25 protein-coding genes and 3 pseudogenes are annotated in these 23,914 nt (G+C 48.0%); 11 read left to right on the top strand and 17 right to left on the bottom strand.

What is annotated here, in order from left to right:
- Positions 1-113 precede the first annotated feature (113 nt).
- The 4 genes from MTP40_RS09555 (at position 114) to MTP40_RS09570 (ending at position 3,155) form a co-directional block, all read left to right on the top strand.
- The gene (locus tag MTP40_RS09555; RefSeq protein WP_027643547.1) at positions 114-536 is read left to right on the top strand and encodes an RNA polymerase sigma factor; all 423 of its coding nucleotides are present in this window, start codon (positions 114-116) and stop codon (positions 534-536) included.
- A 441-nt stretch (positions 537-977) separates the two neighbouring features.
- Entirely contained in the window at positions 978-1,247 is a 270-nt protein-coding gene (locus MTP40_RS09560; protein ID WP_005927584.1) for a hypothetical protein, read from the top strand.
- 133 nt (positions 1,248-1,380) lie between these two features.
- The gene (locus MTP40_RS09565; protein ID WP_165483719.1) at positions 1,381-1,557 is read left to right on the top strand and encodes a hypothetical protein; all 177 of its coding nucleotides are present in this window, start codon (positions 1,381-1,383) and stop codon (positions 1,555-1,557) included.
- 89 nt (positions 1,558-1,646) lie between these two features.
- Positions 1,647-3,155 (top strand): recombinase family protein, encoded by a 1,509-nt coding sequence (locus MTP40_RS09570; protein ID WP_055194511.1) that lies wholly within the window; start codon positions 1,647-1,649, stop codon positions 3,153-3,155.
- A 31-nt stretch (positions 3,156-3,186) separates the two neighbouring features.
- Here MTP40_RS09570 and MTP40_RS09575 read toward each other — a convergent pair whose 3' ends face one another.
- The gene (locus MTP40_RS09575; RefSeq protein ID WP_249259246.1) at positions 3,187-3,597 is read right to left on the bottom strand and encodes an AbiV family abortive infection protein; all 411 of its coding nucleotides are present in this window, start codon (positions 3,595-3,597) and stop codon (positions 3,187-3,189) included.
- 316 nt (positions 3,598-3,913) lie between these two features.
- On the opposite strand from MTP40_RS09575, the gene MTP40_RS09580 reads away from it, so the two are divergent.
- Both MTP40_RS09580 and MTP40_RS09585 read left to right on the top strand, forming a co-directional pair.
- On the top strand, positions 3,914-4,255 hold the full coding sequence (locus tag MTP40_RS09580; protein WP_207685198.1) for a hypothetical protein: 342 nt from the start codon (positions 3,914-3,916) through the stop codon (positions 4,253-4,255).
- 269 nt (positions 4,256-4,524) lie between these two features.
- A pseudogene (locus MTP40_RS09585) lies at positions 4,525-5,415 on the top strand (hypothetical protein); the annotation flags it as partial.
- Positions 5,416-5,619: 204 nt separating this feature from the next.
- Here the strand turns inward: MTP40_RS09585 and MTP40_RS09595 are convergent.
- The 9 genes and pseudogenes from MTP40_RS09595 to MTP40_RS09635 all read right to left on the bottom strand — a co-directional run bounded on the left by MTP40_RS09595 (position 5,620) and on the right by MTP40_RS09635 (position 14,638).
- A pseudogene (locus MTP40_RS09595) lies at positions 5,620-7,100 on the bottom strand (recombinase family protein).
- Between the two features lie 18 nt (positions 7,101-7,118).
- A complete protein-coding gene (locus tag MTP40_RS09600) occupies positions 7,119-7,658 on the bottom strand; it encodes a transcriptional regulator (RefSeq protein WP_207685199.1) in 540 nt (179 codons plus the stop codon).
- Positions 7,646-8,185 (bottom strand): DUF6036 family nucleotidyltransferase, encoded by a 540-nt coding sequence (locus tag MTP40_RS09605; RefSeq protein WP_117476688.1) that lies wholly within the window; start codon positions 8,183-8,185, stop codon positions 7,646-7,648. Before MTP40_RS09605 ends, MTP40_RS09600 begins: the two co-directional genes overlap by 13 nt.
- 88 nt (positions 8,186-8,273) lie before the next feature.
- Positions 8,274-8,711 carry a hypothetical protein gene (locus MTP40_RS09610; RefSeq protein ID WP_158405821.1) on the bottom strand — a complete coding sequence of 146 codons (438 nt, stop codon included), beginning with the start codon at positions 8,709-8,711 and terminating at the stop codon, positions 8,274-8,276.
- Positions 8,712-8,716: 5 nt separating this feature from the next.
- Positions 8,717-9,502 (bottom strand): hypothetical protein, encoded by a 786-nt coding sequence (locus MTP40_RS09615; RefSeq protein WP_207685129.1) that lies wholly within the window; start codon positions 9,500-9,502, stop codon positions 8,717-8,719.
- 16 nt (positions 9,503-9,518) lie between these two features.
- Positions 9,519-11,309 (bottom strand): annotated as a pseudogene (locus tag MTP40_RS09620) (type I restriction endonuclease subunit R); the annotation flags it as partial.
- A 191-nt stretch (positions 11,310-11,500) separates the two neighbouring features.
- Positions 11,501-12,571 carry an IS30 family transposase gene (locus MTP40_RS09625; protein ID WP_249259248.1) on the bottom strand — a complete coding sequence of 357 codons (1,071 nt, stop codon included), beginning with the start codon at positions 12,569-12,571 and terminating at the stop codon, positions 11,501-11,503.
- Between the two features lie 181 nt (positions 12,572-12,752).
- Positions 12,753-13,127 (bottom strand): phage holin, LLH family, encoded by a 375-nt coding sequence (locus tag MTP40_RS09630; protein ID WP_249259249.1) that lies wholly within the window; start codon positions 13,125-13,127, stop codon positions 12,753-12,755.
- Positions 13,128-13,153: 26 nt separating this feature from the next.
- Positions 13,154-14,638, bottom strand: coding sequence for a glucosaminidase domain-containing protein (locus tag MTP40_RS09635; protein WP_249259250.1), 1,485 nt, complete (start codon positions 14,636-14,638; stop codon positions 13,154-13,156).
- Between the two features lie 605 nt (positions 14,639-15,243).
- Between MTP40_RS09635 and MTP40_RS09640 the strand changes: the two genes are divergently transcribed.
- From MTP40_RS09640 to MTP40_RS09650, 3 genes are all read left to right on the top strand, one after another.
- Positions 15,244-15,528 carry a hypothetical protein gene (locus MTP40_RS09640; protein ID WP_015538118.1) on the top strand — a complete coding sequence of 95 codons (285 nt, stop codon included), beginning with the start codon at positions 15,244-15,246 and terminating at the stop codon, positions 15,526-15,528.
- A gap of 164 nt (positions 15,529-15,692) precedes the next feature.
- Positions 15,693-16,157 carry a hypothetical protein gene (locus MTP40_RS09645; RefSeq protein ID WP_005924522.1) on the top strand — a complete coding sequence of 155 codons (465 nt, stop codon included), beginning with the start codon at positions 15,693-15,695 and terminating at the stop codon, positions 16,155-16,157.
- Positions 16,154-17,878 carry a recombinase family protein gene (locus MTP40_RS09650; RefSeq protein ID WP_442900417.1) on the top strand — a complete coding sequence of 575 codons (1,725 nt, stop codon included), beginning with the start codon at positions 16,154-16,156 and terminating at the stop codon, positions 17,876-17,878. Before MTP40_RS09645 ends, MTP40_RS09650 begins: the two co-directional genes overlap by 4 nt.
- A 207-nt stretch (positions 17,879-18,085) precedes the next feature.
- Here MTP40_RS09650 and MTP40_RS09655 read toward each other — a convergent pair whose 3' ends face one another.
- Complete coding sequence (locus MTP40_RS09655) at positions 18,086-20,224, bottom strand: hypothetical protein (RefSeq protein ID WP_249259252.1); 2,139 nt, start codon at positions 20,222-20,224, stop codon at positions 18,086-18,088.
- 65 nt (positions 20,225-20,289) lie between these two features.
- Between MTP40_RS09655 and MTP40_RS09660 the strand changes: the two genes are divergently transcribed.
- Together MTP40_RS09660 and MTP40_RS09665 are read left to right on the top strand one after the other, a co-directional pair.
- Positions 20,290-20,646 carry a helix-turn-helix domain-containing protein gene (locus MTP40_RS09660; protein ID WP_197039581.1) on the top strand — a complete coding sequence of 119 codons (357 nt, stop codon included), beginning with the start codon at positions 20,290-20,292 and terminating at the stop codon, positions 20,644-20,646.
- Entirely contained in the window at positions 20,595-21,491 is an 897-nt protein-coding gene (locus MTP40_RS09665; RefSeq protein ID WP_249260079.1) for an IS3 family transposase, read from the top strand. The genes MTP40_RS09660 and MTP40_RS09665 overlap by 52 nt, the downstream gene beginning before the upstream one ends.
- A gap of 340 nt (positions 21,492-21,831) precedes the next feature.
- Here the strand turns inward: MTP40_RS09665 and MTP40_RS09670 are convergent, their stop codons facing one another.
- From MTP40_RS09670 to MTP40_RS09695, 6 genes are all read right to left on the bottom strand, one after another.
- On the bottom strand, positions 21,832-22,083 hold the full coding sequence (locus tag MTP40_RS09670; protein ID WP_249259253.1) for a DUF6061 family protein: 252 nt from the start codon (positions 22,081-22,083) through the stop codon (positions 21,832-21,834).
- Between the two features lie 233 nt (positions 22,084-22,316).
- A complete protein-coding gene (locus tag MTP40_RS09675; protein ID WP_249259254.1) occupies positions 22,317-22,655 on the bottom strand; it encodes a sporulation initiation factor Spo0A C-terminal domain-containing protein in 339 nt (112 codons plus the stop codon).
- 110 nt (positions 22,656-22,765) lie between these two features.
- The gene (locus tag MTP40_RS09680) at positions 22,766-23,038 is read right to left on the bottom strand and encodes a phage holin (RefSeq protein WP_097772491.1); all 273 of its coding nucleotides are present in this window, start codon (positions 23,036-23,038) and stop codon (positions 22,766-22,768) included.
- 17 nt (positions 23,039-23,055) lie between these two features.
- The gene (locus MTP40_RS09685) at positions 23,056-23,340 is read right to left on the bottom strand and encodes a hypothetical protein (RefSeq protein WP_249259255.1); all 285 of its coding nucleotides are present in this window, start codon (positions 23,338-23,340) and stop codon (positions 23,056-23,058) included.
- 5 nt (positions 23,341-23,345) lie between these two features.
- The gene (locus MTP40_RS09690; protein WP_249259256.1) at positions 23,346-23,606 is read right to left on the bottom strand and encodes a hypothetical protein; all 261 of its coding nucleotides are present in this window, start codon (positions 23,604-23,606) and stop codon (positions 23,346-23,348) included.
- A gap of 5 nt (positions 23,607-23,611) precedes the next feature.
- A complete protein-coding gene (locus MTP40_RS09695) occupies positions 23,612-23,914 on the bottom strand; it encodes a DUF4406 domain-containing protein (RefSeq protein ID WP_249259257.1) in 303 nt (100 codons plus the stop codon).

A 23,914-nucleotide genomic window follows, 5' to 3' on the forward strand; every position in this document is an offset into this window, starting at 1 on the left:
GTGTTCTTATGGGGCTGCTTCGGGTCATGTTGGCCCGAAGTCATTCCCCGGTGTCGCTCCCCGCCGCCTTCGTTTCGGTCACTCGTCAACCAACAACCGAAACGGAGGTCAATATGGCTATTATCAATTTGCGGGACTATTACCCATTCTATACATCAGATTGCTTCATGGAAGTATCGGAAGAAGTTGCAGAAATGTTCAAAGAATTTGATCGTAAAGAGGCTGCCTACCGGCTGCGTACATACCGCCACAAAGCCTACTATTCCCTTGATCGGGATGATGGGCTGGAGCATGAGGCTGTCTTTGTCGCACTTTCGCCCCATGAGCTGTACGAGCGAAAAGTTACCATGCAGGAACTTCACGCAGCGATTGCCAGTCTGCCGGACAAACAGGCAAAACGGATTTATGCTCATTTCATTCTCGGCATGACCAAACAGGACATTGCCCGGGCAGAGGGCGTCCATGAAAAAGTGGTTCGTGTCGCAATCGAGCGAGGTCTGCGGCGCTTAGAAAAAATTTTGAAAATTTCTTTGTAAGGCGTACCGATTTAGGCCGGAAAATGAAATGGCTTATGAGAGGTAAAACACTTCGGGTCACAATGGCCCGAGGTTCAGACAAGCCTCATGCAGATTGAAAATTGAATAAAAAGACACCCGGATACGAAGGGGAACGCGCTGTGTGACAGACCCGCCATGACCTCGGATTTCAGAGAATACAGTCTTTGTAAAACTGAGCGAGCGAACAGGTCCATGCCATAGGTGGGGCAAGGCTGGCTCCACCGGAACAGGTGCAGGCCCCGGATACTTGCGTTTAGTCACAGTCCGAGCGTTGAAGCGGCCTTGCAAGCCGTGAGCCGTCGCAGGCAATGAGAACGCCTTGCCATCAGAATGGGGAGAGTTGAAATACTATGGGGCATGAAGCCTATGTCCGTCCGGTGTGTCTGAAATGAAGTGAAAACCTATGGGGAGCCCCCGGCAATGCTGTCTGATGATAGGCCAACCGATCCGGCGCGGCTCCCCATCTTTTCAAAAAAGGAGCACTTTATGGGAAATGCGTTTGGAATGATCCCCGGCTTGGAACCGGACGAATGGAGCAATGACGCTTGCCGTGGTTATGTCATTATGGCAATGGAGAACTGCGGATTTTCAAAGAAGGATATACGGCGTGTTGTGGGGCAGCTTTATGAAGTATTTGACCTCAACAGCGTGGAGGACGCCAAAGAAAAGTACCATTCCAGTCCTTACTGACCTCGGGCCACATCGACCCGAAGTGGAGAAAACTCAAAGGGCGGCACCTGCCGGGTGCCGTCTTTTGACATTTCCCCACGGGACAAGTGGGAAAGGCTGGCATATACACGCACTTTCGCAAAGGAGGTTTTCAATGACGCAAGCTGTCACTTATGAACGAGAAACAAAGTCTGTCGCATTTCAAGGGAAGATCATTGTGCTGGAAAGCCTCACGCCGGTACTTCCCCCGAAGGAGAAAGCACAGCGCAAAAAAGAAATTGAGCGTTGTCTTTATGAGGTGTTCAGAAAATATGGGGACAGATTTCCCTAATCATTCGCAACATTGTTGTCCGGGGCTGCTGATGGTATAATATAGTTGTAAGGTTGGTAGCTCCATTCCAACAAGGAAAGGAGCCCAATATGGAATTTATCAGAGAAGATTGTATTTACGCAAGACAGTCAGTAGACCGCAAGGACAGTATCAGCATTGAAAGTCAGATTGACTTTTGCAAGTATGAATTGAAAGGTGGGAGCTGCCGGGTATTCAAGGACAAAGGCTATTCCGGTAAAAATACGGATAGGCCGGAGTTTCAAAAGCTGTTGGGCGAGATCCGCAAGGGAAAGGTCAGGCGGGTCATCGTGTATAAACTGGACCGTATAAGCCGCTCTATTCTGGACTTTGCAACGATGATGGAGCTGTTTCAAGAGTATGATGTGGAGTTTGTATCATCCACAGAAAAGTTTGATACTTCGACCCCGATGGGCCGGGCCATGCTGAATATCTGCATTGTATTCGCCCAGCTTGAACGGGAGACAATTCAGAAGCGTGTCACAGACGCCTACTATTCCCGGTGTCTGAAAGGTTTCCACATGAGCGGACAGGCACCATACGGTTATCAGTTAGAGCCTACTGTGGTAGAGGGTATCCGTACAAAGAAAATGGTTGCCGACCCCATAGCCGCCGACCATGTACGGCTGATGTTTGAAATGTACGCTGAACCGGAAACCTCCTTCGGAGATATTACCCGATACTTCGAGGAACAGGGTATCAAGATTTACGAGAAGTCAATGGTTCGGAGTTTTCTTTCCCAGCTTTTGCGAAACCCCGTTTATGCACAGGCCGACTTGGAGCTGTACGAATTTTTCAAGAGTCAGGGTGCAGCGATTGTCAATGACGCTTCTGACTTTGCCGGAACAAACGGCTGCTATCTCTATAAGGGGCGGGATGTGAAGGAGGACAAGGACAGGTGCTTAAAAGACCAGATACTTGTTATCGCTCCCCATGAAGCACTCATTTCCTCTGACACATGGCTGAAATGCCGGAAAAAACTTATGGCAAATACCACCTTCCAGCAGGGACGGAAACCGAAGAACACTTGGCTGGCCGGAAAAATCAAATGCGGTCATTGTGGGTATGCGCTGAAAGCCACCCATGTGCCAAACAGCACCGGGTATTTCCGCTGTACCAAACGGACGGAAAACAAAGGTTGTCCGGGCTGTGGGAAAATCCGCAAAGAAGAATTTGAGCAATTCATTTTCTCGGCCATGCAGGAAAAATTCAAAGACTTTCAGATACTCCACGGCAGGGAGGAAAAAGTCAATCCGAAACTGACAGCCTATCAAGTGGAACTGGCACAGGTGGAGGCAGAAATTGAAAAGCTGCTGGACACGCTGACCGGAGCCAATGCGACCTTGCTTGCCTACGCTAACAAAAAAATTGAAGAACTGGACACCCGACGCCAGACCATTTCAAAGGCAATCGCCGAATTGAGTGTTGAAACCATATCGCCCCAGCAGATAAAGAAGTTATCCTATTATCTCGACAACTGGGACAGCATAGATTTTGACGACAAAAGAAAAGCCGCCGATGGTTTGATCTCTACGATCAAGGCCACCAGCGACCGTGTTCAGATAGAGTGGAAAATCTGACATTTCCGCTCTATCGCCCCTCATTTCTATTTTATCTTGTTTGTACCCCTTGTACACCGATGTTTGCCATTTTTAATTCTTCAAGAGTAGGTATTCTTTGCTCAAGTTCTTTCCAGGGAGTTAAGTTATCGTCCGATGATACAAACATGTTTTCAAAAAACTCAATCATTCCAGTTTTGCTTTTGTGGTTCCTTAACTTTTTCCAAAATTTATGCCAATCAATCTTCCCTGCAATTAAATCAACAATGGCACTTACAACAAATATGCTCTTTCCAAGTTCTTCATTTGCAATACAAAGCAAGAAATAGCATCGGGCATACATCTTGTTTTCAAACAAAAGCTGTGCTTCCTTGTATAAAGAAGTGGCATTAGATTTTGTTTTTTTATGTGCGATTATTAGCTGTTCGACGGTCAGGGAGCCCTTATAGCGTTTCAATTCCATTTTTATCACTTCCGAGTGTATTCTCTGTTGATCAAGGTCGGGTACCGCTATATATGGTTTATTATATCATTACTTTTTGACTTTTTCTATGGCTTTCTTTACTATGCCGGGGAGTGGACAGAAGGAGTCAATGACATTTCCCTTAAAGTTCCTAAGCAGATACTTTTGGCTGTTAAAGGAGTTGTGGCTCTTAAATAACTGCCACCCAACGGGACTACGGGCGGCGTTTTCATATATAAAACCATGAAGGGAGGTCACTTTCACCCGGCCAGTCTGCGGACTGGCTTTTTTCATGCCACGAAAAGGAGGTTTGCAAATGGCAGATGATAAGAAAAACATTCCCGAGGCAACCCCGCCCGCCGAGGCTCCCGCTCCCACGGTAGAAAATGCCGTTGTGCCGGAGCAGCCTGCGCCCGAGCCTGCGCTGACCAATGCAGAGGTGGTCATGCTGGAGCATGAGAGGCAGGCGGCACTCTTTGAAATGGGTGAGGCCGTGCCCGATTCCGCCGACGCTGTTACTCACACCGAGGTGGAGGAGCCAACCGCTCCCGAAGTCCCCAAGGCTGAAAAGGAACAGGAGCAGCCGCCCACTCCCGGCAAGGACGATCCCGCCCCGGCACATTCCGGCAAGGTGGTGGACTTTTTCCGCCGCCCGTGACGAGGCGGCCAAGGAGGAGAAAAAGGCGGTCAAGCAGAAGCCGCCCACGGAAAAGGACAAGCCTGCCAAGCCCGGCAGAGGCCGTCCGCCCAAGGATGGTAAGGCCGCTCCCGATAAGGCAAAGCCGCCCAAACCTCGGGACAAAAAGTCCCAAAGCAAGCCCGCCCCGGAGAAGCCTGCCGTGGATAAGGGTGGCGCTCCCGCTGGTGCGGAGGTCACGCCGGAGCCGTCTGCGCCCCGTGACGCCACCCGCACCGAAAAAAAGGAGATCGTCTATCACCAATCCCAAGTTGCACAGCAATGGACGCTTTCTCCATTACGGGGCATGGCTGGGGACGGAGCGGCAGCCCTCATACAAGGAGCGGCTACGGCTTGCCATCAATGAAGCTCTTACCAAACGCCCCGCAGACTTTGACGCTTTTCTTCGGCTCATGGAGGCGTCCGGCTTCACGGTCAAGCATGGGCGCGGCGGTGTAATTTCTTTTCTCGTTCCGGGGCAGGAGCGGGCGACACGGCTGCGGGCATCTACCCTCGGGGACGGCTACAATCCCGAGGACATCAAGGCCGTTATCGCCGGGGAGCGTCCGCTCCCGGAGCAGCCTGTTTCTGCGCCTGCTGCCCCTCGCCGTGTCAATCTGATCGTTGATATACAGGAGCGCCTGCGCTCCGGCAAAGGTGCGGCCTATGCACGGTGGGCAAAGGTCTATAACCTTAAACAGATGGCGGCAGCGCTTCAATTCATGCAGGAACAGAATATCACCGAGTATGACCAGCTCTCCGCCAAGGCCGAGGATGCCGTTTCTCGCTTTCACGCTCTGACCGAGCAGCTCCGGCGGACGGAGGCTGACCTGTCCGCAACCTCCGAGCTGATGGGAGCCGTGGTGCGGTACGCCAAGACCCGCCCCGTCTTTGACGGGTATAAGGCCGCAAAGTATAGCTGGAAATATCTTGCCGAGCATGAGGCGGAGCTGGCGGACTACCGGGCAGCCAAGGCCACGATGGGAGAGCTGCTGGGCGGAGAGAAACTGTCCAAGATGACAGAGCTAAAAGAAAAACGCCGCCAACTGGCGGCGCGGAAAAAGGCGCTCTATGCAGGCGTTGGGCGTGGATATCCAGACCATCCAGAGCATCGTAGGCCATGCCGATACCGAGATGACTGAGCATTATCTCCATGTTCAGGAATCCATTCGGCAGAGTGCGATCCAGTTGTTCAGCGAGGCGTTTTCGGCCTGAAAATTGGACAGAACAGCACTAATTAGACCAGATAAAATCTTTGGCATTGTGGTCAAAATTGTGGTCAAAGCCAAATGAGGTCAGGCTATAAACAAAAAAATCCAACGATTTCTAACGTGAAATCGTTGGATTTATGGTCCAGCAAGACTGGACAAATCCGAACTTTTTTCCTCCGCCGAATCGGCGGTCAAAGTGTCCTCAAAACGGACGGTTTGGGTTCCATCCTTGTAGTTGAATGTGATCAGCATCCGGTCATCATACAGGAAAATGGCATTGACAAAAATTTCGATCAGTGCCTTCCGCTGTTTTTTCTGCGAAATATCGAACCTTCTAAATTTCATCAGCCAGAATCGGATGAAATCCTCATTGAAGCTGGGCTTCTTCAATTTTTCATCTGCAATTTTTGCAGTCAGCTCATCTTTCTGGTTCTCCAGTGCTTCCAGATGCTCTTTCGTTGTCCGGGTGTACAAGCCGTCCTCGATAGCCTTCATCAGATTCTCCAGCTTCTTGTCTACTTCCCGGAGCTGCTTTTCCAACAGCGGGATTGTGGTGTTCTCCTGATTCTGTACATCCCTGACCAGTTGAACGATCTTGTCGATCACCGCATCGTCCTGAATCAGCTTCATGGTCTCCCGGACGACCAGTTCTTCCAGCCAGTCCTTCTGCACGGTCTTTTTATTGCAGCCCTTGCGCCGCTTGACGTTGGCGCACTTGTAATAATAGTAGGTGCGCCCAGTGGCACTGGTTCCACTTTCGCCGAACATCAGCGCACCGCACTGCCGCAGAACAGCTTGGTGGTCAGCAGATATTCCTCGTCTGCTTTGCCACAGGCAGGGGCACGCTTGTTCTTATCCATACGCTTCTGCACCCGGTCAAAAAGGTCTTTCGGAACGATAGCCGGAATCGCATCCGGCACAACGATATCCCGGAAAGACAATTCACCAATGTAACGACGGTTCTTCAACATGGTGTTCACGCTGCTGTGGGTCATTTTGCCGCCCTGCATATTGCGGACACCTTTTTCATTAAGAAAATTCACGATTTCGACCATCTTATCGCCGTTGTCGTATCTCTGAAAGGCTTCCAGCACCAGCGGAGCAGTCAGCGGGTCAAGGTGATAAAACTTTTCCTCGTCGATTTTGTAGCCTATGGTTCCCGTACCGCCAGTGCACTTCCCTTTCAGAGCATTTTCGGTTTGGCCTCGAATGACCTTTTCGGAAAGTTCTGCGGAATAGTATTCAGCCATACCTTCCAGAAGGGTTTCCACCAGAATGCCCTGCGAGCCCTCGGCAATGGGTTCCATGACGGAAATCAGATGAACGCCGTTCTTTTTCAGGATCATCTTATAGTTTGCGCTATCAAAACGATTCCGTGCAAAGCGGTCAAATTTCCAGACGAGAACAACATCAAACAGCTTCTTGCCGCTGTCTTTGATCATCTGCTGGAATTCCGGGCGATTGTCCGTTTTGGCAGAGAATGCACGGTCAATGTAGTGCTTGATGACCATGATGCCGTTCTTTTCCGCATAAGCCGTGCATTCCCGAATCTGGCCTTCAATGGATTCTTCGCGCTGATTATCCGATGAATAGCGGGCATAGATTACGGCGGTCATAGACTCACTTCCTTTTTCTTATCGAACAGACGGGTAGCTTTTTGCATACTTGTAGATCTGCCGTGCACAGTCAAGGCTCATTTTGCTGGAATCGTTGTGTTTGAGCCATGCATTCACATTGCCCGGATTCAGCTTCAAGTCCTTGTAAAGACGGTAATTCGTCAATTTCTTTTTTTGTTGAAGTTCCAATACCCGGCGATGGATCAGTTCTTTTGTGTCATTGTCCGCAAGAGCGGCATCCCGCACCGAGCAATAGCTGCGCCAAACCTTCAAATAGCCTTCCGGCAGTTCTGATGATTGCTTTTCAAGAAGCACCAGCATTTGCTCCAGCGAATAGAGATTAGAAAGTTGCTCATATTCCGCAGCAATCGTGCTGTTTGCGGTGTAGCGGAGCAGCAGTTCTACTTTATTAAAAGCCAGCGCATAGAGAAACAGCGGTTCTTTCAGGCGGGGATTTTCAGCCATACGATCTGCCAGCTTATGGACGCTTGCCGTTTGAACCCCGGAAAGCTCTGCCACATACTGCTTCAAAAAGCCTTCGAATGTCAGCTTTCGCATGGTCTCCACCTCTCTACATACTCCTGATAGCGGATATAGAAATCCCGATACCGCCAGTCGTTCAAGATGCTGGCTCTCAACTCATCTTCATCCGTTGCAAGGTGTTCCAGCAAATCCCAATCCAACGAATTCCGCACAGCCTCACTCTCTACGTCTGCTTTGTCAGTGTCCCGAAAAGAGCACAGCTTTGCAATCACCAAGTCCTCCAAACTGGGTGTATAGAACTGCACCTTTGTACCACCAAAGGGTAGCGGCTGAAGCCGGTCTTGGAAGTTATACGGGAAATTGTCGATGTAGGCTTCCACATCGGTGTTGATGTCGTACTTGCCAAGCAAACTGTACAGTTCTTTCGGAACACTCAAGGCATCAATGTCATGAGTAGCGCGGGTCAACTTGCCCAACAAAATAAACGCACTGCCGCCTACGATCACCATCTGATAGCGGTCGTTATTGTCGATCATCAGGTCTGCGTCTTCGTCCAGACGTTCCAGACGCTTGCGGAGGTCATCTAAGATCATCTTTCCCATAAAACAGCCTTTCTTATTTTCAATAATAGTATTTTCTAAAACCATTTTACGAGAAAGACAGCTTATTGTCAAGAGCCAACCGCAAAGCTTACACAGATTTTTCTATGGAGTTAACCAAGAAAACAAAAACGAGCCATAAAAACAAAATATTGCAAAAGAAGATTCCATACGCAGCTGCAGAACCTATGCGTGCAATTATTACCGGGACGTTGTATATCGCTGGAATCTTATATAAACAGCTTACTATAACAGTTGTGATACCCAATTTTCCCGCGTGCCTAAAGTAGTCAAGAAGCGTTCCTAACAATGTATTTGATGGCCGTTTTTTATCTGTTATCTGTTTCAGTTCCTTTGCATATGGACTCCCAAGCAGAGCTGATGCAGCAGCAATATATACACCTACGGCTATTGATACTAGCGTAGTTGCCGTGTCTGCCATACTATCAAAATTCCAATTCAATAAGTAGGCTATTACTGAAACTGTTATAAAGCACCCTATCAGAAATATTTTATACTCCTTATCCACCACTGTCACCTCAGTTTTGCAAGCAGCAGTTCCCTTACTTCATCTGGTTCAAAATGCTCATTTTCATCTTTTGTTGGCTGAATCAAAAAGTGTTTTAGAACAGACGAAAAATCAAATGTTTGCTCTATACCACTTTCATCACATCCGATTATAACAACATCTTCAAATTCTTCACGATGCCGACAAATACGATCTACTAGACCTTTTCCTCCTCCATGTATTGGAAGGTCTCCATACGATATTTTTAGTTGAAGCTTGCTTGGCAAGTCCTGTCCCCAGATGTTACCAACTTGAGAAAACAATGTTCCTCCACGGCTGAATACATTATCCACTTGCGTATATTGAAATCCACGAATAGTTTTAATGTTCTTACAAAAATCATCTAATGATGTATAAATATTGCTTATCTTAAATTCCTTTTGCAGTGTGTCACTTAAATATTGCTCAACAAATCCCTTCTTATTGTAGTCATTCATATAAAGAAAATGTTTCTGTGCATCATAACACGCAAAAAATTGTTGTCTTGGTTCAACCTGTTCTTTTGAACGTGGATTCGGCATCTTCTCACCTGTTTTTTTATTTATGACATAATCTCTGAAGCGTACCGCATCATCGTAGTCAGATGCCATCCAGAAAAATCTTTCTTCGATAATATCCATATCAACAGAATATAAATACTTCTGCTTTTGCGGCCGAAATATATGATTTCCTTTTGCAACAACATCTTTCATATCTTCCAATGATGCCTCACGAATGCCATCAACTCGAAGAAGAAAATTACAAAACTTCATTTGTTCATCCTCTTTTTTATGCCATCATATTATCAGTCCACATCTCACACTGGCTAATGACCGTGCTGATTGCCGTATCATAATCTTCTGGCGGATACTTATACTTTTTTAGAAGGTGCTTCACCATCTTACGCATACTCGCACGGGCAGTTTCTTTTTTCTGCCAGTCTATTGTCCGATTTTTGCGCAGCATTTCCGTAAGCTCTCTGGTCAAGTCAATCAGTTCATTGTTTTGGTAGAAATCCTTGATGTTTTCCGGCTTTGTCAGAGCATCGTAAAAAGCCAGTTCCTCCTACGTCAAACCCAGCTTTTTACCGTTGTTATACAGTTCCGTAATCTCCTGTGCCGTTTTCAGAAGTTCCTTGATGACCTCCTCGTTTGTAATCAAGCCATTGTAGTAAGAGTTCATCAACTGTGTAATCTTTTCTGAAAACTTCTGAGACTGCACAACATTTGTCCGTTTATACAGTGAAACTTGCTCTGCCATAAGTTTTTTCAAAATTTCTACGGCAATGTTCTTTTCTTTCATTTTTGAAATTTCATCCAACACCGCCGGGTCAAACAGACTGATATTTTCATCTGCCTTCTTACTGTCAAACAAACTGATAACACCTTGACTCTGGATACTTGCTTTCAGCAGTTCATTGATTTGAGCATTGATTTCTTTCAAAGAAAGTGTCTTGCCGCCACTCCCACCATAGGTGATCTTCACCACCGTAGAACGGACTGCTTCCATATAGGCCGCTTCATGTCGCTCCTGCTCCGTGGTCATGCTGGAACACAACGAATGTGACTGCTTCAGCAACAGAGCTTCTCGCAGGAACAGATCTTTGCGCTTGGGTGCTTTTGCGTCCAGAACAAAGTTTACGCCGCCAGTGACCAGCTTTGCCATTATCAACGGAGAACCGCCAATAAATCCGCTGAAATCAAAGCCGTGCAACAAATCTTTGCACACCTGAAGCTTTTCCTGAAACTTCGGATATGCAACTTTGGCAATGTCCATATCACCATATCGGGACTGGTCACGCTTGGTATACTCCTTCATAGCGGCTTTGAGGGCAGATGCAATGCCAACGTAATCTACAATCAAGCCGCCCTCTTTGTCCTTAAACACGCGGTTGACACGCGCGATGGCCTGCATCAGATTGTATCCGTGCATTGGCTTGTAAACATACATCGTAGCCAGTGAAGGCACATCAAAACCTGTCAGCCACATATCCACAACAATGGCAATCTTCATCGGGTCATCGTTGTCTTTGAATTTCCGGGCAAGTTCTTCTTTGTGAGATTTTGTACCGATGATTTCTTTCCAATCCTCCGGGTCATTGTTGCCACCCGTCATAACTACGCCGATTTTTTCGTTCCATGTCGGGCGCAGCTCCAGAAGTTTTCGATAAATCTTCATCGCAATCGGGCGCGAATACGCCACGATCATCGCCTTGCCCGTCAAAAGATTAGCGCGGTACTTTTCGTAATGGTTGACAATATCTTCGCACAGCGATTGAATGGTAGAGTCTGCCCCCAGCACACTCTCCATCTGCCCCAACATCTTTTTGCTTTTTTCAATCGTTGCAGCGTCCGATTGCTGTTCCAGCGCATCGTAGGTCGCATCAATCAAGGTCAGCGTATTTTGGTCGAGGTGGAGTTTGATAACACGGCTCTCGTAGTAAACCGGACGCGTTGCGCCATCCTCCACAGCCTGTGTCATATCGTAAACATCAATATAATCACCAAAAACTTCACGCGTATTTCTATCTTTTGCCGAAATCGGCGTTCCCGTAAAGCCTATGTAGGTTGCATTCGGCAGGGGAAAAATTCAATAGTCAAATGCAACAACTTTTTGCTTATATTTTTGTACATTTTATCGCTCCACAACAAAGCCGTCAACATTCACTCTTTTGTTGGCAGCCTGTTATAACCCCTATTCTATTGCACCGACTATACCACATCACGCCCTTTTTAACGATTTATCTATATTTTGCTCTCTTTATCTACCCATCATGCCGCAATGCCCAGTTCCCGCAGGCACTCCCTAAATACGATCTCGCTTGACTTGTACCCCAATATCTTCCGTGGATAATTATTTATCCAGTTTTCTGCCTGCGTGATCTGCGCGTTCGTCACCGCCGCAAAGTTCGTTCCCTTGGGAAACCGCCGCCGAATCATGCCGTTGGTATTCTCGTTGGTGCCTCGCTCCCAAGAGGAATACGGGTGGCAGAAATACACTTTCGTCCGGGGCAGGTGCTTGTTGACGCAAGAGCGTTCCAGCTCCTCCGCCGCCGCAAACTCGGTGCCGTTGTCAAAGGTAATGCTTTTGAAGATCGCCCTAAACCGCCGGGCACCAAGTTTCCGTTCCAGTGCGTCCAGCGCCTTGACCACCGTTTCAGCCTTGCGGTTTGGTATCGCTATAATGATTTCTTTCCGGGTCTTGCGCTCGGTCATGGTCAGTAGGGCGCGGGTGGTCTTGCGCTTTCCCTTGCCGCTGTACACAGTGTCGCCCTCCCAATGGCCGAACTCCTCCCGCCCGTCGATCTCCTCCGGGCGCTGTTCAATGCTTTCGCCCGCCGGGGCGCGGCTGGCGCTTTTGTTCTTCTTCACTTTCTTATATTTGTGTTTCTTCTTTCCGTGCCGTGGCAGCTCCTCTTGCGTCAGGTTCAAAAACAGGCCCTTGGCAATGTACTTGTAGATCGTCGGCACCGACAGACTGGTTTTGAACTTCTTCCCCTCAATCATGGCAAACCCCAGCACCGCCGCCGGGCTACAATCTTTGTCTAAAATCGTGGTTTCAATATAGTTCGCCAGCTCATGGTCATTGCCTATTTTCAAGTCCGGCCCCTTTTCCCGCAGGTGGGCTTGGTATTTCTCCTCGGCAATGTCCGGGCTGTACGCGGTTTTGACCTCCCATGTTCCGCCGTCCAACCTGTCATACGCGCCGCGCTTCAACTCCCGGTAAATAGTCGAAACATGAACGCGCAGCTTGTCCGCCACCTCTCGCGGCTTCATCCCCATTTTCAGCCACTTTTCTATGCGCAAGCGGTCTGTCATGGTCAGGTGCTTATAGGTTCGCACTGTGTTTCCTCCTCTCCAATATCTGCGCTGCCAGTGTCGGCTTCTGCCGTTCTGTGCAGCTTTAGCACACAATACCATTCAAAAATAGCGGTCTGCGGCGCTTTTGTCAACCTCTCCGCATAACAGAAAAGGCCCCGGCCACCGTTCAAAACGAACAGCAGCCGGGGCCATATCTTAGTATTTAGTTCTGCGGGGTCTGCTCGGCGTCAGAAAAAATTTTTCCGATCTCCCCAATGGCGTTTTTCTCGGCAAGATCAAGTTCTTTCACCGCCGCCTCAATAAAGGCGTTGATCTCCGGGGTAACAGTAATGCCGTTTGCCTCCAACAACTCCACGACAAAGCGTTTCTTGGTCGCCTTGTCAATGGTGCCCGCCTCGGCCTGCTTCTCGGCGGCCTCCACGAACTTCTTCACGATGGAGTACAGGCGCTTTTCTTTCAGCCAAGGCAGGCCGGTGTCTTTCAGCCACGGGATAACCAGCGCGGTAAAGGACGCACCCAGCACCGCAAACACGATTTCCAGCAGATTGTTCACAACGATGGTCACAACTTCATTCATGATCTTTTCCTCCTATATATAGTCGGTCAGTTGGGCAGCTTCAAAACCTGCCCGGCGTGGATGGTGTTATTTTTCAACCCGTTCAGGGTCTTGATCTCCTTGTAGCGGGCACCGTTGCCAAGCTGCTGCGCAGCAATGCGCCACAGGCTGTCGCCCGCTTTCACGGTGTAGGTCTTGGCCGCCGGGGTAGCGCTTGCTTTGCCGGTAATGGCCGCCGCGTCCACCCAGCCATACACGGTGCTGGTGCTATCGGTATGTACAAGGTGGTAGGGGTGCTTTCCAGCCGTGGCAACCGCCGTCACCTTGGCCGGGCCGGGCTTCACGGTGGTGCCGCTGGCGGCCTGCGCGTTGGCGTAGTGCTTGCCGCCCGCAAACTGCACAATGTCGCCCACCTTGTATGTCAGCGCAGTGTTGCCCGTGGCGGTGCCAGTGTTCGTGCTGCCGCCGGTCTGCCCGCCGGGGGTAGCTGCACCAAGGCGGGCTTTGAACGCGGCCCACTTGGCGGCGCTGCCGGTGTCCTCGTTCCAGCCGATGATACCGGGGCACGGCTTGCCGTTCACATCATAGTGGCGGATAACATGGGCGGCGTCAATACCGTATTCCGCCATCAGGTACTTCACCAGCTCCACAAGATTGCTCACAACCTTGTCGGTAAAGCGCCAATGGCTGTCGTTGGCAACAGTCATTTTGCCGGTGTCATTGGTAGAGCATACCTCAATGCCAATGGTGTTGCGGTTCGTTGCCTTGCCGTAGTAAGCACCGCCCTTGGTATTGTACTTTCCGCCGCCGCAGTGCCAAGTGTAGCGGTTGCGAATGTCACCGTTGTACTGCACCGCGCCGCCGTCGTCCACGATAAAGTCCGCTGAAACCTGCTTAGAGGTGCCGCCAAAGTAAGAGGCCGTGCCCGCCGCGCTGCCCGGCTTAGAGGTCACACCAGCGGTGTAATGCACAACGATGTACCGGATTGCGCGGCCTGCTGCCGCCGTGGTGTTGTGGGTACTGGTTTTCTTGGTAATGCTGATATTCATATTCGTTTTGTCCTCCTGTTCCGCCTTGCCGTCGTACACGGTCAAGCCGTATTTCTCAATCAACCCAATCAGCTTTTGCGGGTATCCGGGGTCGGTGGCATAGCCCGCCGCCTTGATCGCTTTGCAGGCCACCTTGTAGTCGCGCTCGCCAACCACTGCCGCATAACGCTTGTTCGCCAACAAAAACGCGCTATGGTCGGCAACGCTTTCTGCCCAACTGTCATAGGCGCGGAACAGCGCGGTAATGGTGGTGTAGGTTGCGCCGTCGTAACACTCCTTGGTGTCCTTGCTGTACGCTTTCCCGCTCCACCGCGCGTCAGCCTTAATGCCGAACAGGGCGTTGGCCTTGGTGGCAAGCTCCGATGCACCCCAGCCGCTTTCCAAGATTGCCTGCGCAATGGTCAGGCTGGCAAGGATTCCGCTTTTCTGCATATCGGCCTGTGCCAGCGGCCCCACGATTGCGAGAAATTTTCTTTGTTCCATACGGTTTCCTCCGAAAAAGAGAGAGGGCCACACTGCTGGGTATCCGTAAAACAGTTTTCGAAAAATGACACGGCAACTGCCTGTCAGGATTGGTTACGGAGTACCCGGCTAGGCCGAGGAAGCATCAAGTCCCATGTCCGCACCGTCAAGGTGTTGGGTATGGGGCTTTTTGCATTTCAGGAACGTGTACATCTCTTGAAAGGTGTAACACACTAGACTTTGTACCAAAGTCGTGTGCCAAGGGTGCTGCGCCCCTTTGGAATCCCTGCTCACATCGCCTGTGGGCGATGTGGATTCGCCGGACAGAAAGCTCTCACAAAGGTGCACCGGGCTGTCTGCGGCGAGGAAAAGGCACTTCTGCGGAAGTGTAATAACCCACTATGACGCTTTCAGCCCTGCGGTCTGCAAAGTGTAGTGGGCTCTCCGAGGGGGAAACGGCTATATAGGGTGCGCTTCGGGCAAATCGCTGCGTATGTGCGTACCAATCTCTCGTACGCACGTACGCAGTAAAACGGCTAAAATCTCCTATATAGGGGTGTTCTTCTGGAAATCAATATGATATACTCAACTTAACCAACCATCAACTAATAGGAGGCGGTAATATTATGGGAAAAACTTTTGTGTGTAGCTTATGCCGTAATGGAATCATTGGCGGTGGTTTGTACATTGATGAACAGAGCATTACATATTCAACTCAAAAGCTCACAGTCAGTCCACTGTATCGCAACCTTGTATTGCCCATGAACGAGATAAGGGAGCTTTCATGGAGTCAGATGGTCGTTCCTGTTGCAGCAATTTCCATGAAAGATGGAGAATGTTATAAATTTATCATATATAACAAATCAGGATTTGAAAAGGCATATAAGCAATATAGCAACCACCAAGAATGAAATCACCTAGCAGGGTTTGGGGCAGGCACGCCCCAACAAGAAGCTGTCCCAAAAGGGCAAGAATTTTCAAGAATTGAAAATTTGTGGCCACGGGACGATTCTTGCTCTCACGAAAACCCATACTTTTTGAAAATCCGCTTTTCGCAGCCAAAGGAGGATGCACCATGAAAAAAGAGATCGAAGCCTTCGTCAACGCAGCCAACGAGCAGGAGTTGGAAGCCGCATGGAATAACCTCTCGGCAGAGGAACAGCGAGTTTTCGAGCAGCTCATGGAGGAAGACTCACCCGAAGATGCACTGGCATTTTTTGCCCAGCTGTATGACGATGCCCCGAAGGAGCAAGCCAGCGAAACCGTGAGCATCTCCGAAAACGAAATCTATTTCAAGCGGCAGCCCTTGACCGAAGAGCAGAAGAAGCACGGCTCCTATGTAGATGAGAACGGCAATCTCCATGTCAAGAACCTGTCTGCATTCTGGATTCCTGAACTGACCACCACGGAGAAAGTCGGTCACACCACCTACACCGTGACCGGCAGCTATGAGGGCAAGGAATCCTTTTTGAAGAAACTGGAGCGCATTGTTGCCAAGAACGCCCAGCAAAAATTTGAAGATGAGGGTGCAGACGAATGACAACTGCGTCCAATTCTGCTATACTTGATCCGGTAACCAATCCTGTACTGACAGTTGCTCCACAGAATAAGGAGGACACAACAATGTCTGGAGCAACGAATAAAATCACCGCACTTTACTGCCGACTGTCGCAAGAGGACGCACGGCTCGGCGAAAGCCTGTCCATTGAGAACCAGAAGGTCATCCTTCTGGAATACGCCAAAAAGAACCACTTCCCGAACCCGGTGTTCTTTGTGGATGATGGCTACTCCGGCACGAACTATGACCGTCCCGGCTTTCAGAGTATGCTGGTCGAGATCGAAGCAGGGCGTGTAGGAATCGTTATCACGAAGGATTTGTCCCGACTGGGGCGCAATTCTGCCTTGACTGGTCTGTACACCAACTTCACCTTTCCCCAGTATGGCGTTCGCTACATCGCCATTAACGACAACTACGACACCATTGACCCGAACAGCGTAAACAACGATTTTGCGGGCATTAAGAACTGGTTCAACGAGTTTTACGCCCGCGATACCAGCCGCAAGATTCGGGCTGTCCAGAAGGCCAAGGGAGAGCGTGGAGTGCCGCTGACGGTTAATGTTCCGTACGGCTATGTAAAAGACCCGGAGAACCCGAAGCATTGGCTTGTTGACCCGGAAGCGGCTGCGATTGTGAAGCGCATCTTCTCCATGTGCATGGAGGGACGTGGGCCGACCCAAATTGCGAACCAACTGTGGGCAGATAAAGTTCTGACTCCTACCGCCTACAAGTTGAGCCATGGCCGGAGCACAAACGCACCTGCCCCGGAAGACCCTTATCGCTGGGATAAAAGAGCAGTAAGTTTGATTCTGGAACGCCGGGAGTACACTGGCTGCACAGTCAACTTCAAGACCTATACTAACTCTATCTGGGATAAAAAGAGACATCTGAATCCTGTGGAAAATCAGGCTATCTTCCCGGATACACATGAGCGCATTATTGACGATGATGTGTTTGAAAAGGTTCAGGAGATTCGCAGCCAGCGTCACCGTATGACCCGAACAGGCAAGAGCAGCATTTTCTCCGGTATGGTCTACTGCGCTGACTGCGGTTCCAAGATGCAATATGGTTCGTCCAATAACAGGGACTTCAGTCAAGACTTCTTTGATTGCTCTCTGCACAAGAAGAACGGGAGCAAGTGCAAGGGACATTTCATCCGGGTAAAGGTTCTGGAAGGACGTGTGCTGAGTCATGTTCAGCGGGTGACGGACTACATTCTCCGTCATGAAAACTACTTCCGCAAGGTCATGGAGGAGCAGCTTCGTGTGGAAAGCAGCGAAAAGCTGACCGTCCTGAAGAAGCAGCTTGCCCGGAATGAGAAGCGGATTGTAGACCTCAAACGGCTGTTCATGAAAATCTACGAGGACAACGCCAATGGAAAGCTGAGCGATGACCGCTTCGACATGATGAGCCAGAGCTACGATGCCGAACAGAAGCAGCTGGAAGAGGAATCCCTCTCTATCCAACAGGAAATCGAAGTACAGGAACAGCAAATCGAGAATATTGAAAAATTCGTCCAGAAAGCGCACAAGTACGTTCATATTGAAGAACTCACTCCCTATGCTCTCCGTGAACTGGTGTCGGCTATCTATGTAGATGCCCCGAATAAGTCCAGCGGAAAGCGGGTGCAGCACATCCATATCAAGTACGATGGGCTGGGGTACATCCCTCTGGATGAACTGGAAGCAAAAGAAAAGGCGTGACCGAAGTCACGCCAAATCTTCCCCATTTAGGGAACTTTTGCAAATACTGTTTTATGGGAACTCTGCTCTGGGGAACTCCCTGTTGTACATATCGTTCTTGTCTGTGGTCTTTGGCAGGGTGCGTCCGGGTGGGCGCACCCTGTTTTTGTATGCTAAAATTACTGGTATTAGTTTTCTCTAAATCACACTCTCACTTTATACCAAAATTCATTCTACGCAACTGTTCTTCAATTTTTCAATCTTGCCTCTTGCTTCACATTGCTTTTCAAAGTTTTCTTGTGTACGTCTTGCCAAATCATCTTTTTTAACTTGAATAGAACTCAATTGTTTTTCAATTTGCATAATTTCTTTCAATGTACACTTTTCTCGTTTATAGTATTGTAGTATAAGTGCTTCCTTCATTTTTTCATAATTTTGTATTAAGGCAATCTTTTCTTGAAGGTCTGCATCCTTTATTATCCACGATGCTAGCTTATTATTGAAAATCAGCGTCACCAAAATACCGAATATCAACTCAACGCACGAATATAAAACATTGAATTTCATCAGTAATACTACCCCAACAATAAGCCACAGCACTATCCCAATTAAAAAAGCCATCCTTATATGCTCGCATCTTTTTGTAGCCTTTTGCACACACTCTTTTTGGCACATTTTAAGCTTTTCTTTTTCTTTATCTAGGCGCGCTTTCTCACCATCAAGTGACTGGTATTGTGCATCAATATCTCTTTTTTCTTGTTCAAGTTGTTTTAGATACTTTTCTTCGTGTTCGCATTCCAACTTTTCGTGCGCTTTCCTTATTTCGTGCTTTTCGGTTTCATTTCGGACTTTTTCCTCTTTGATTCCCTCATCTTTTGCTTCTGAGCGAATTTTATCAAGTATTTCAAAAGGGGTACTATCTGTAAATTTGCTGGCATCTCCTTCTGTGATTCTCACCAGCATATCTAAGGCCATTCGATTTGACTTCAGAAAATAGCAATTTTCTTTTGTAATTTTGTTTTCTTTCTCTAACTTGTCTAGTTCTTCTTTCAACCGATGTAACACTGCCACAGTTGGTTCAAAAGCAGCGGCCACAATCGTCATCAGCCGTTGCTTTCCTGCTATGCTAAGACTTTCTGATGAATTTGCCCAAATCAAATTTCCCCAAAACACATCCGACACACAAAAAGGAATCGCTGCTTCCACTTTTGATCCACTCTCTGATAGCTGGATTTTTGAAACCTTAGAAAGAGTTTCATTATGCGTCACAAAAATATTTTGAATTCCAGCAAAACTAAACGCATTTTGTCCCGCATTAAGAAAATCTGTAAAGAAAAACGATTTTGCATCGTCCCAAACAGTATTTCTCATCTCACCCTCATTGAATTGTGAATTGGTTCTTTTATACTCACTTACGATTTTATCATAATATGTTTTATCATCGGTCACGCCAACCGGAATTCTTTGAGGATAATCCATATCATACACATAAATTCCAAGACTCTCCAAATCATCTTGCAGATTCGCTATTTGGAGTTCTACATTCTCTCGACTTTTTCCGTTCATTATGTAATAGCTAGTTGCCTCAGATGACTTACTAGGATCAAACTGATAATTTCCTATCCAGTATTCACTACTCGATAGAATCGTAACAATTTCACTATATGTGTGTTGATAGACATAAGGTTTAAATCCAATATCTATCATATCTTTAATAAGTTTTTTATAATACTCACTTCGATCAATGGTACTAATACCAAGCAATTTAAAAATGATATTTGTATCAAGAAAAACCTTTGCATTTGACTTTTTCAAATCTATTCTATCACCAGTAAAAATCACTAATTCTGAAAGTATCCGCCCTACTATTGCAGATTCCACAAATGCAAAAAGTTTTCCATCGGATGTTTCGAGTTCTTTTAGTAATACGCAAAACCTGTATGTTTCCGTTGTACTTTTTTCATATTCATGGTTTTTAATGAAAACAACACCGTTCTCCTCAATGAACGCATTAAAAACTCTCGCAGCATCCTCAATTGTTATTTCCTCGCTGTACTTTGTAGCTATGAATTGTACATAACGATTCAATAACATTTTCTGGTTTCTTTCCTGATTTTCCAAATCATTCCAAAAAGACTCTCCAATGCTATCCAATGCTTCATTATCAAGATTTACGAGATATCTATTGTGCGTTCTCTTCAAAATTTTCTTGCGGCACAGATTGGAAAGAAGTCTCATCATTGGAAAATAAGGAATTGAAAAACCAAATTTATCATTGAAATCTTGTATAATATCGACTATGTTAATCTGCTGATATCTCTTGCTCTCTATAAGTGCAATTATCATAACATTAAAAGCTTCATCCACATTTTGAACTGCACCCCATTTGTTAGACAGTATGGTATACTGTTTAGGAAATGGGGTGTTTTTGTATGCCAAAGGGACAACGAAAGTACAACGGAGCTCAAAAGGTAGAAATCATCAAACAGCTTCACAATGAAAAATTAAGCTTTTATGAAGCATCCAGCAAGTATGGAATTCCAAGACGTACGCTTCAAGATTGGGAGCGCATCTATCTGGAAGAAGGCGAAGAGGCACTTCTGGTAGAACGTCGAGGTCGAGCCTGTGCCGCCGGTGGGACACAGAAAGGTCGGAAGCCAAAGCTGGATAAGCAAGTAGAAGAAGATCTGATTGCAGAAAATCAACGGCTTCGGATGGAGATCGATTACTTAAAAAAATTGAACGCCTTGGTACTGGAAGAGGAACGCCAAAACAGAAAGCACAAGTAGTTCAGGAGCTAAGGCAGAAATATCCATTGAAAGCATTGCTGCAACTTGCCGGACTTCCTCGCAGCACATTTTACTACTACCTGCATCGGTCTCAAAATCCTGCGAAGTACCAGATGGTAAAAAAACAGATCATTACAATCTTCAATGAGAACAAGAAGCGATACGGATATCGCAGAATTACACAAGAACTACACAACAACGATATTTGTGTGAATCACAAGACGGTTCGGAAACTCATGAAACAGCTGGGCTTAGTCTGTCAGGTTCGCGCAAAAAGAAAGTACAACTCCTACAAGGGTGAAGTCGGAGAAGTTGCGCCAAACTTGCTGGAACGGCACTTCAAGACAAACCAGCCAAATCGAAAATGGGTCACAGATGTTACTGAATTCAAAGTGAACGACCAAAAACTCTATCTGTCTCCAATTCTCGATCTGTTCAATGGCGAAGTTGTCAGCTATAACCTGAGCCGCCATCCAAATTTCAAACAGATCACGGATATGCTGGAAGGTGCTTTTCAAAAGCTGCCGGACAAGGTTGACAATCTGATTCTGCATTCGGATCAGGGCTGGCAATACCAGATGAAGTCCTACCAGAATCTACTGAAAGCAAAAGGAATTACGCAAAGTATGTCTCGGAAAGCCACTTGTCTGGACAATGCGGTTGCCGAGAACTTCTTTGGACTGCTCAAGACAGAACTGTTCTATTTGGAAAAATTTGATTCCATTGACCAGCTTGAAAAGGCCATTATCGATTACATCGACTATTACAACAATCGCCGAATCAAATTAAAACTAAACGGCCTGAGCCCTGTGCAATACAGGATTCAGACCGTTGGGGTCGCTTAATTTGATTTTTGTCTAACTTTTGGGGTTCATATCATTTTGGGCTTTTACAGTCTTTAATGCTGCATAACATGCATTTAACGAAAAACTCATTTTCTTCTCCCTTCTAATTATAACGATCATCGGTTTTTTCAAACTCTTTTAATAGAATTATAGCACGTTTAGTGATTTTTAACCACCCTATATCTTTTTTAGAAAAAGACATAACAAAATCTTCTTCCTTGCACATTACTAAAAAAGCAGAATTTCCCCGTGAAGAGAACCTTCTGCTGCATATTGTTATTTTTAATTATCAGTGTTTCCTATAAAACATGACCACCAATAATGTACACTATTTTACTGCCTAATCTTCCAGTCCATGATTCCCGGTTACGTTTTTCAAATATTCCTCCGGGTCACCATTCAGAATCAAATCGGCATAGCCCAGCGGGTCGTTGTAGATGAGATAATCCAGTTCTGACCTCTGCGCCATGGTCATGTCCAGTGCATCCTCGACCCCGGTGCAGTCGATGGAAATTTTTCTTCCATCCCGGAGCAGCAGCTCCACACATCCGGTATCCATATTAAACTTGCAAACGCTTTCATCATACTTCATGTTCGTGTCCTCCTGAAATCATGTTGTAGCTTATGTCGGTCAATCTATGATTTCGGATTTCATCTTCCACGGACACCCATATTGAATTTTCCGAAGAAAACAAATAATCCGAACCCATCTCCTATCGGAAACAAGTTCGGATTATTTTTGTTTGGTCCACCTGACACATTCTCACTCGAACAATTTTTCCCTTTACGCCACCCCCAATTCTTTCTACATACTTCTTTCAAATCTTACTTTTTCTCGTACATAGTATCTGCTGCATTATACAGCATCTCCAAAAACTGTCCCGCCGTTGGCCGATGATCCAGCGGGTATCCCGCCAACACCTGCACTTTCTCCGGGTCAGTTTTCCACGCCAGCTTTGCCGTCCTGCGAACAGCGCTCTCCACAGCCCTCCAAGCATGACCAGAAGCTTCCGCCACAGGCAGATAAACTTCCTTCTGCAAGGCTCGCAACCGATCAGGCCTGGTGCAAATCAGCGTCATACACTGCCGGAGAGTATAATAATCATTCTTTGTGCGAATGATACCCAGAGGGCGCAGCAAGTGGTCAAATTGTGTATCAGTCATTCTAACACATCCTTTCACCCATCATGCTACGCCTTTTGTCGAAAGAAGTCGAAAACACAAACTCAACCCCGAGGAACCATCAGGCTCCCCGGGGCTGGTGCTATGTACTCTTACTTGATCTTCCCCTGCATCTGATCCAGCAACTCATCGGCGCGGATGGCCTCGGGAGTAAAGCTGTTGTTCTCCCACCATGCCCAGATGGCGGCAGCGGTGGTCAGGCCAGCCGTCACCCACTGCTCCACGCTGGCGCTGTCGATGGGCAGCACCGGCTTGCCTGCTGCGCTCAGCAGCTGGTTGACGAGGGCCAGTGCCAGCACAACAGTGCGGGCGATGGTCGCGGCGGGGATGGCGGGGGTGTTGTTCTCAGTGATGTGTGCGTTCATAATGTCAGTTCCTTTCTTCAGTTGTGGATGGGTAAAGCGCAGGCTCTCTTGTACAATTCCGTGCCGGTGCCGTTGCCGCCCATCACATGATAGGTCTTGTAGAGGTAATTCAGGTTGCGCAGGCCGTCGCGGGTGATGTACCCCAGCTCCATAAAACGGTAGCACTCGGTATAGATGCGGTCGTGCAGCAGGGCCAGCACCGCGTCCCACAGGGCCTTGATCTTGGGGATGGCGGCAAGGATCGCGCCGCCGATCAGAGCACAGAGCCACCCGGCCCAATACTCCGTGATAAACTGCCACATCGGTCTCACCCCTCCTCGTCATCTTCCCACGCCTGCTGGATGCGCTGTCCGTTGTGACACACCGCATCCAGAACGGCATCTGCTTGGATATTGGATGCCAGCAGGGCCTTGTCTTGGGTATTCATGTTGTAGTACCCCGTGAACACCTCACCGTCTGCCAGAGGCGCTGCTACGGTGATGCGGTCGATCTTGTGCTCTTCCAGTGTAGCTAGAACCTCCGAGAGCCAGGGTGCGTATGGCGCATCTGAAATCAGACAACTTGTCATCGGTCTCACACCTCCATTACCGGAATACCGTATTCCTCGGCGCACTGCCGCTCAATGCGGCAGCCGCGTGCGTACTCCCAGCCCGGGGCGAAAACCGCCACGTCAGCCTTAGCCAGAAACTCGATGCTGCGTGCCAGATAATCCAGCGGCTTCGCATCGGGGCCAAAGTCCTCAAAGAACGTTTCCAGAGGAACCGCATCGTCACCAAACACGGCTTTTGCCTTCCCGATCACTGCGGCACGCTCCTGCAGCACCTGCTCGTCCGATAGGCCGTTCATAGGCTGGCTGATAAAAAGCCTCTTGCTCAT

The organism is Faecalibacterium sp. IP-3-29, from assembly GCF_023347335.1.
Lineage (GTDB): Bacteria > Bacillota > Clostridia > Oscillospirales > Ruminococcaceae > Faecalibacterium > Faecalibacterium duncaniae.